We start from the raw sequence: 1,401 nt of genomic DNA on the forward strand, positions 1-1,401 counted from the left end.
CCACCCCTAACCCCTCCCAGGAGGGGAACGGGAATCGGGAATCGGGAACAGGGAAAAAATCTTGTGTACCTCATTAGACTAGAAACCGCTATACATTCAATTTTCTGGCATTGCTTAATAATGGAATGATTTTAAGACTCAGGTGGAATAGGCATCTTGCGTGGAACTGGCATCTTGTGTAGAACTGGCATCTTGCCAGTTTCATGCTTATCTTCGCGCGGGCAGGATGCCCACTCTACGAATATTCATTCAAAGACTGACGCAACGCCAATTTTCTTTCCCCGATTCCCGACTCCCGACTCCCGACTCCCGACTCCCGACTCCCTACTTCGGTACCGACCAAGAACGCACGTGACCTAAGGTAACTGGCACCAAATCAATCACATCAATGGTGAAGCGATAGATTTTCTTGGCTCTGCGACCATTGTCTGGGTCAAAGAACTTCAGTTTAACATCCCAACAGTTGCTATCATAACGACAGAAGGGACTCTTTTCTACTTCAATACTATGGAGTTCCATGCCTATAGCTACCGCTTCCGAAATACTTTCGGCGGCTTGAAAGGCGTTAATAGCGGCATAGTTGATAGCGCGATCGCGGTCAGCTTGTCCTAAGTTCCGTAGATCATAATAGACCCGATGTAAAAATGCGGTCAAAGACTTCCGGATTGCCGCTTCATCGGCATTATCCTGTTCCTGACGAACGGCCTCGATGGCATTATCCACTAAGGTGTTGATTGTCCAGCCGTACATGCCCCGGGGACTATAAAGCTTCAACACCGGCAGCTCTTGTCCAGAGAAGAGTTTGACAGTTTTCTGGCTCAACCGTCCCGCCATACTCACCCGTTCTATATACTCATCATCGTTTTCTGGCAATGCCTCACTAGCCAGCATATCCTGCAAGGTGGCGTATGTATCATCGGCAAATGCCCCCACCGGTTCCAGGGCATAAATGGGGGTGAGTTCTAGGTTCAAGGTCCAAATTAAAGACTTGGCTTCATATAGATTCTGACCCAGATAATCTCCCATTTGCCTGGCATCGTAGGGGTTGGAGGGAACCATTACCCCGTTAACTTCAACCGGTGGCATTAACTGCTTAAAGGAATCCCGCCTTGCTTCTGTGCCGAAATCATACCCCACCGTTCCCATCACATAGACCAGGTTTGAGCCAGCACTGGGCACAATATTATTCGCTGCTGTAGTATTAGCAGTGATATTATCAGCGGTGATATTATCAGCGGTGATATTATCACCGCTAACCCCATCAGAAGATAAGGTTAAATGGTTTTCTGTTCCTATTTCCGTTAATTCTTCGACCCTATTCCCTATTCCCTGTTCCCTATTCCCTATTCCCTGTTCCCGATTCCCGATTCCCGTTCCCCTCCTGGGAGGGGTTAGGGGTGG

General features: G+C 48.3%; 2 protein-coding genes. One reads left to right on the forward strand and one right to left on the reverse strand.

All coding sequences use genetic code 11. From position 1 onward, the window contains the following. Positions 1 to 160 precede the first annotated feature (160 nt). Positions 161 to 355: a hypothetical protein gene (locus AC4II3_RS32720; protein WP_488029736.1), complete on the forward strand. Its 195-nt coding sequence runs from the start codon at positions 161 to 163 to the stop codon at positions 353 to 355. Here the strand turns inward: AC4II3_RS32720 and AC4II3_RS32725 are convergent. Next, positions 325 to 1,401, reverse strand: a 1,077-nt coding sequence (locus AC4II3_RS32725) for a PatA/PatG family cyanobactin maturation protease (protein WP_488017453.1), incomplete at its 5' end; no start/stop codon positions are given. The two genes, AC4II3_RS32720 and AC4II3_RS32725, sit on opposite strands and share 31 nt — an antisense overlap.

The sequence above is a fragment of the Moorena sp. genome (assembly GCF_982860115.1).